Consider the following 7,218-nt stretch of genomic DNA (forward strand, 5'->3'; position numbering starts at 1 on the left):
AGAAAGGTAATTGGTGAATAATATGTCAGAAGTATGTAAATGTGATTATTGCGGAAACTATATTGAATATGATAGTTCTGATTATCAAATCGCTTTTGGAATTCCTAACCAGATCTACATCATATGCCCTGTTTGCGGCAAGCCTATAACTGTCGGTGTTGCTGATTATCCACAGTTATTGTAGGGGGTGCTGAAATGGAAGTATATGCTGTTTCAGCTGGAGCGGATAATTCAGTTGATAACGGAGATACTCATACAGTATTCTTTGACGGCAGGGAAGCAGGTTATGCAGTTCTTTCGGACGGCATGGGAACAGGCAGGGCTGCTTCTATGGAATCACGCATGGTCGTGGGACTTTTTCGTAGACTAGTCACGGGAGGAGTAGGCTTTACCTCAGCGGTTAAGCTGGTAAATTCTGTAATGGTTACAAAATCATGGGAGGAAAGCTTTGCGACTCTTGACGCAGTACGTATAGATCTTGACGAGTGTACTCTCACCGTTATAAAATCTGGTGCTACGGCAACGCTTATACGACATCACGGAAACGTACTGAAAATAACTTCGCCCACCTTTCCAATAGGTATATATGAGACTTCGGAAGTGTTTGTAAGAAATTGCGAATTTGAAGAAGGAGATATTGTAATAATGTTTTCTGACGGGATCTCCGAGAACGCCTATCCCTTTATCAAGGAGTTGCTTCTCGGCGGAGACGACCTTAAACATATTGTTGACGAAATAAGCCGTAAAGCGCAGGTGTTCAATCCTTCAATACATTCTGATGACGTTACTGTCATCGGAGTGAGAGTTACGAGGTGACGGTGAAAAGTAGCACTTGTGTGAACAAAATATTAACTCAAAAGAGGCTTTTCACAATACAAATAAATGCTTTTGCTGTGCATATTTAATAAAGCAATCTAATAAAAACTGAGAATGAATCTGTCAAATTGCACTAATTGGGCAGGCGAATATTAGCATAACGTCTGAATTTTTTTCATTATCACCAAAAAAGCTTGAATAATTCTGCTGATTCTGATAAAATGTATTATAGCAAAGGAGGCTGAATTATGTCTGTTAACAACAATAATAATCCGAATGATTTTCCGCTGTACCTTTTTTATCAGGGTAAGAACTACGAAGCATATAAATTTTTTGGTGTACATTCTGTAAAAAAAGGAAGAAGCAAGGTTTTTATTTTCAGAGTTTGGGCTCCTGACGCTATAAGTGTTTCTGTTGTCGGAGATTTCAACAACTGGAACAGAAAAAAGAATCCAATGACTATGATAGCTGACGGTATCTGGGAGACCGAGATACCCAAGCTTAAACAGTATGATGCATATAAATTCTGTATCGAAGCCAGAGATGGCAGGGTACTTATGAAGGCAGATCCCTATGCTGCTCATTTCGAGACTCGTCCGGGAACTGCCTCTAAAATATATGAGAGCTCGTATAAATGGAACGACGGGAAGTGGTTTGAAAACAAGAATAAAGTGAGCATATATAAAAGTCCAGTGAATATATACGAGGTGCATCTCGGTTCGTGGAAAAACTACGGCGAGGAACTCTTCCTCGATTATGTTACTTTTGCCAAGCAGATCATACCATATCTTAAAAAGATGTCTTATACTCATGTGGAATTCATGCCTTTGACTGAGTATCCTTACGATGGCTCTTGGGGATATCAGGTGACTGGATATTTCGCCCCCACATCGAGATACGGAACTCCTGATGATCTAAGGAAAATGATAGATATGTTCCACGAAGCAGGTATAGGCGTGATCTTTGATTGGGTTCCTGCGCATTTCCCAAAGGACGAAGCTGGTCTGTATGAGTTTGACGGAAGTTGTTGCTATGAGTATACAGACGACCGAAAAAAGGAGCACAAGGCATGGGGAACTAGAGTATTCGATTTCGGCAAGGCTGAGGTATGTTCCTTCCTTATTTCAAGCGCAAACTACTGGTTCGACGAATTTCATATCGACGGTCTAAGAGTCGACGCGGTAGCGTCAATGCTTTATCTTGACTATGATAGACGTGATGGCGAATGGGCTCCTAATCTCTATGGTGGAAATGAAAACCTTGAGGCTGTAGAGTTCTTGAAGCACCTTAATGAAGCAGTATTCCTTAAGCACCCCGATGCTCTTATGATAGCGGAGGAATCAACGGCATGGCCTCTTGTTACAAAGCCTACTGATATTGGAGGACTTGGCTTCAACTTCAAGTGGAACATGGGCTGGATGAACGATATGCTCAGCTATATGTCACTTGATCCTATTTATCGTGCATTTAACCACGACAAGCTGACGTTCTCTTTCTTCTATGCATTCTCGGAGAACTATATCCTTCCTATCTCTCATGACGAGGTAGTACATGGAAAGTGCTCCATGATTAATAAAATGCCAGGTGAGCATGAACAGAAGTTTGCTTCTTACCGTGCATTTCTTGCGTACATGATGGCTCACCCCGGCAAGAAGCTCCTCTTTATGGGACAGGAGTTCGCTCAGGTTAACGAGTGGAATTACAAAGCTCAGCTTGATTGGAACCTGCTGAACTTTGACTCCCATAAGATAATGCAGAAGTTCTCGGAGAAGCTTAACAAGTTCTATATTGATAACCCTCCTCTCTGGCAGGATGACGATTCATGGAATGGCTTCGGCTGGATATCCAACGACGATTACAAGCAGAGTATCATCTCGTTCAGACGTATTGACGACAGTGGCGAAGAGATAATTGCTGTCTGCAACTTCGTTCCTGTCGAGCGAAAGAATTACAGAATCGGAGTTCCACACAAGGGAAGATACAAGCTTGTATTCAATACAGACGCTGCTGAGTTCGGTGGCTCGGATGTGACTGAGAACTCGTTCAGATCGGACAGCGTTCCCATGCACGGTCACGATAACAGTATAACAATGACCCTTGCTCCTCTTTCTGTGATATATCTCAGATATGTTCCGGTTAAAAAGAGAGAGACAAAGCCCAAGCAGACAAAGTCAGCAACCTCAGCTAAGAAGACGTCTACAGCGGTAAAAAAGAAAGTTTCGACAGACAAAAAATCGGCTTCGGCAGTTAAAAAAACAGCTTCAACTGCTAAAAAGACTGTTGCAAAGCCCAAAAAGAAAGTTTCCCTCGAAGCAGATAAAAAGACTAAAACTACGGCAAAGAAAAAGACTTCTTTAAAGTAATTACAACATACATGAAAACGTATTGGAGGAATAACAATGTACAGTAAAAAAAGAGTCGTTGCAATGCTCCTTGCAGGCGGTCAGGGCAGCAGATTGTATGCGCTGACCAAAAATGTGGCAAAACCCGCAGTACCCTATGGCGGTAAATATAGGCTCATAGATTTTCCACTTTCAAACTGCACAAATTCAGGTATAGATACAGTAGGTGTTCTTACGCAGTACCAGCCCCTTGTACTCAATGAATACATCGGAAATGGTCAGCCGTGGGACCTTGATAAAATGAACGGAGGTGTTCATGTACTTCCGCCCTACGAAACACAGGCAGGAGCCTCGTGGTATGAGGGCACAGCAAACGCCATCTATCAGAATATGGGTTTTATCGAGCGCTACGATCCAGAGTATGTTGTAGTTCTTGGAGGCGACCATATTTATAAGATGGATTATTCAAAAATGGTAGATTTTCACGTTGCTAACGACGCAGACTGCACTATTTCGGTAATAGATGTCCCCAAAGCTGAGGCGTCGCGTTTCGGTATAATGATATGTGACGATAAGCAGCAGATCATCGACTTCGTTGAGAAGCCGAAGGAGCCTAAGTCAACTCTTGCTTCAATGGGCATATATGTATTCAGCTGGGCAAAGTTGAAAAAATATCTCATAGACAATGAGAACGAAGCCAATGCAAAGAGGGAAAAGGGAGAGCCGTGGTCGAAAGACTTTGGTAAGGACATCATAACATCTATGCTCCGTGACAAACAGAGATTATTTGCTTATGAGTTCGAGGGCTACTGGAAAGATGTTGGAACTCTTGACTCACTGTGGGAGGCGAACATGGACCTACTAAGTCCAAGTGTTCCTCTCGATTTATATGATCCTAACTGGAAGATATATTCGCGTAACAACAACTATCCGCCACAGTATGTAGGCGAGAATGCCTGCATAGAGAACTCCATGATATCAGAAGGTAGCACTATCGATGGAACAGTCGATTTCTCTATCCTCTTTTCGGGAGTTACTATAGAACCTGGTGCCTCTGTGAATTACAGCATCATAATGCCCGGAACTGTTATAAAGTCGGGAGCTGTTGTTGAATATGCTATCGTCGGAAGTGACAGCGTTATCGAAAACCGTGCGCATGTAGGTTTAAGTCCTGAAAAAGTGGATAACAGAAGTGACTGGGGCATTGCCGTTGTCGGACATAACGTTACTGTTTCAGCTGAAAAGGTCGTAGAGCCGAAACAGATCATCGGCGAAAATATCTGACGGAGGAATGTACTATGAGTGTTAATTATAATGTTTTGGGACTTGTCTTTGCAAGTATGCACGATTCTTATGTCAGCGAGCTGACAAAATCAAGAACAATGGGTTCTATACCTTTCGGGGGACGTTATCGCCTTATAGATTTTCCTCTGTCAAACTTCGTAAACTCAGGAGTTTCAGAGGTAGGTGTAATCACGAAATCAAACTACGGTTCTCTTCTTGATCACCTTGGATCAGGACGTGACTGGGATTTGGCACGTAAAAAGGGAGGACTTCATCTACTACCTCCTTATAGCCAAACAGGCGGTATATATAAAGGAAGACTTGATGCGCTCAATAATATATGGGGCTTTGTCGAGCACTCAAATGCAAAGTATGTAATAATGTCAAACTGCGATGTTGTTACAACTATAAACTTCAATCCTGTGCTCAAACAGCACATGGACAATGAAGCCGATATAACTCTTGTATACAGCAGAAGCTATTATGACGGCGAAAAGAGCAACTGTGCAACATTGCTTGAATTTGATGAAGGAAACTGTCTTAAGGATGCTCTTGTGGCTCCTCAAATCAAAGGCGAATGCAATCTCTGGCTTGAAATGTGTATAATCACAAAAGAATTCCTCAAGAAGGTTGTAGCCGATGCGGTAAGCCGTAATCAGCACAGCTTTACACGTGAGATACTCCAGAGTGGCAATAAGGATTTCAAGATCATGGGCTACAAGCATGACGGCTTCTTCACAAGGATAGACAGTATACAGGACTATTATAATGCAAGCAGACTTCTTCTTGATCCTACAAAGAAAAATGCGCTGTTCATGAAGAATATGCCAGTCTTTACAAAAATAGGCGACAACGGTCCAGTAAAGTATGGACTTGAATCAAATATCAAAGATTCGCTTATAGCGGATGGATGTATAATAGAAGGAACAGTTATCAATTCTATTCTGTTCAGAGGAGTAAGGATAGGGAAGGATACTGTGGTAAAGGACAGTGTGCTATTTCAAGGAACAAAGGTAGGCTCAAGCTGTAGCATATCATCGGTGATAACCGATAAGAATGTAGAGATAAGCGATGCAAAGGTGCTTACGGGCTCCGAGACATATCCGCTTTATATTGGAAAAGGCGGTAAGATCTGACGGCGGTGATAATATATGAAAATACTTTTTGCTGCCAGTGAGGCTGTACCATTTGCAGCCTCGGGCGGTCTCGCAGATGTTTCTGGTTCGCTTCCTAAAGCAATAAAGTCAAAAAGACACGATTGCAGAGTGGTGATACCTCTCTACAAGTCGATAAGACCCGAGATCCGTGATAAAATGGTATTTCTCACTAATATTACTGTTGACGTTTCGTGGCGCAAGCAGTATTGTGGGATATTTATGACTATATATGAAGGGATAACATATTACTTCATAGATAATGAGTACTACTATTCAAGAGACGGCCTGTATGGATTTTATGACGACTGCGAGAGATTTGTCTTCTTTGACAGGGCCGTTCTAGAAATGCTTAAGTATATAAAATTTACCCCAGATATTATAAACTGCAATGACTGGCAGACAGCGCTGATACCCGTTTACTACAATGTATATTATAAGTATCAGCAGGGATATGACGGTATCAAGATTGTATACACTATCCATAACATCGAATATCAGGGAAAGTACGGAAAAGAAGTTCTTAGCGAACTCATGGGCATACCTATGTATAACGCAGGACTGATAGAGTACGACGGCTCTGTGAATATGATGAAGGGTGCTATTGAGACCTCGGATATGATAACTACAGTCAGTCCAAGCTATGCATGGGAGATAATGGATCCGTGGTATGCACACGGTCTTGATAGGATACTTGTAACAAAGCAGTATAAGCTTCGTGGTATAATGAACGGCATAGATACTAAGCTTTACGATCCGGAGAAGGATAAGGCCATAGCTGCAAACTATTCTTCAAAGAAGCTTGATGGAAAAGCCAAGTGTAAGGAAGAGCTCCTGAAGGAATTCGGACTTGCTGAAGGTGACGAGCCTGTTATAGGTATCGTTTCACGATTCGTAAGGCATAAGGGCATAGACCTTATCCGCTGTGTATTCGAGGAAATGATACATGACGGAATAAAATTCGTTATACTCGGAAGCGGAGAAAAGATATATGAGGATTTCTTCCTTGAAATGGCCGCAAGGTATCCGGAAAGGATTTCGGTAACGGTAGGCTTTGAGCCAGAGCTTTCTCATAGGATTTATTCGGGAGTTGATATGTTCCTGATGCCTTCTCAGAGCGAGCCGTGTGGACTAGCGCAAATGATAGCCATGAGATACGGAGCCGTGCCGATAGTCAGAGAGACCGGCGGACTGAGAGATTCAGTGCGTGATAACGGTGGAGATGACGGGAATGGTTACACTTTCAAGACATATAATGCAAATGATATGCTCGAAGCGGTCAAACGTGCATGGAACGATTATAACGACAAGAACGTATGGAAAGAGCTTGTAAAAAGAGCTATGGAGTGCGATCATAGTTGGTCGAAATCTGCTGAAATGTACATTAGTACATATAAGGAACTTCTTGCTATGGATAATTGATAAAAAAAGGCGTCTTAGTACGCCTTTTTTATTTCTGAAACGACCATTTATCCGCGAAATTCTTGTCTGTCCGTTATTTCGTACAAAAAGAAACAAATTATTTGGGTAAAATTTGATTTGACAAATTGCGTAAGAGATGATATAATTTAGTTACTGTCCGACAAGGAAGGAAAAGCTTGGATAAAAAATTTCGAAAAAAT

The 7,218-nt window shown here is 41.9% G+C and carries 5 protein-coding genes; all 5 read left to right on the forward strand.

Annotation, left to right across the window (positions count from 1 at the left end):
- Window positions 1-195: 195 nt before the first annotated feature.
- The 5 genes from J6U00_RS03015 to glgA all read left to right on the forward strand — a co-directional run bounded on the left by J6U00_RS03015 (window position 196) and on the right by glgA (window position 7,018).
- Complete coding sequence (locus tag J6U00_RS03015) at window positions 196-816, forward strand: SpoIIE family protein phosphatase (protein WP_296578656.1); 621 nt, start codon at window positions 196-198, stop codon at window positions 814-816.
- Between the two features lie 248 nt (window positions 817-1,064).
- Window positions 1,065-3,179, forward strand: a complete 2,115-nt coding sequence (gene glgB / locus J6U00_RS03020) for a 1,4-alpha-glucan branching protein GlgB (RefSeq protein WP_296578660.1) — start codon at window positions 1,065-1,067, stop codon at window positions 3,177-3,179.
- Between the two features lie 36 nt (window positions 3,180-3,215).
- Window positions 3,216-4,442, forward strand: a complete 1,227-nt coding sequence (locus tag J6U00_RS03025) for a glucose-1-phosphate adenylyltransferase (protein WP_296578663.1) — start codon at window positions 3,216-3,218, stop codon at window positions 4,440-4,442.
- Between the two features lie 14 nt (window positions 4,443-4,456).
- A complete protein-coding gene (gene glgD / locus J6U00_RS03030; RefSeq protein ID WP_296578666.1) occupies window positions 4,457-5,578 on the forward strand; it encodes a glucose-1-phosphate adenylyltransferase subunit GlgD in 1,122 nt (373 codons plus the stop codon).
- Between the two features lie 15 nt (window positions 5,579-5,593).
- Window positions 5,594-7,018 carry a glycogen synthase GlgA gene (glgA, locus tag J6U00_RS03035; protein WP_296578669.1) on the forward strand — a complete coding sequence of 475 codons (1,425 nt, stop codon included), beginning with the start codon at window positions 5,594-5,596 and terminating at the stop codon, window positions 7,016-7,018.
- Window positions 7,019-7,218 lie beyond the last annotated feature (200 nt).

Source organism: Ruminococcus sp. (assembly GCF_017650195.1).
Taxonomy (GTDB): domain Bacteria; phylum Bacillota; class Clostridia; order Oscillospirales; family Ruminococcaceae; genus Ruminococcus.

Coding starts and splice junctions, on each gene's coding strand:
- glgB (WP_296578660.1), top strand. CDS start 1,065: ATGTCTGTTAACAACAATAATAATCCGAATGATTTTCCGCTGTACCTT.
- J6U00_RS03015 (WP_296578656.1), top strand. CDS start 196: ATGGAAGTATATGCTGTTTCAGCTGGAGCGGATAATTCAGTTGATAAC.
- J6U00_RS03025 (WP_296578663.1), top strand. CDS start 3,216: ATGTACAGTAAAAAAAGAGTCGTTGCAATGCTCCTTGCAGGCGGTCAG.
- glgD (WP_296578666.1), top strand. CDS start 4,457: ATGAGTGTTAATTATAATGTTTTGGGACTTGTCTTTGCAAGTATGCAC.
- glgA (WP_296578669.1), top strand. CDS start 5,594: ATGAAAATACTTTTTGCTGCCAGTGAGGCTGTACCATTTGCAGCCTCG.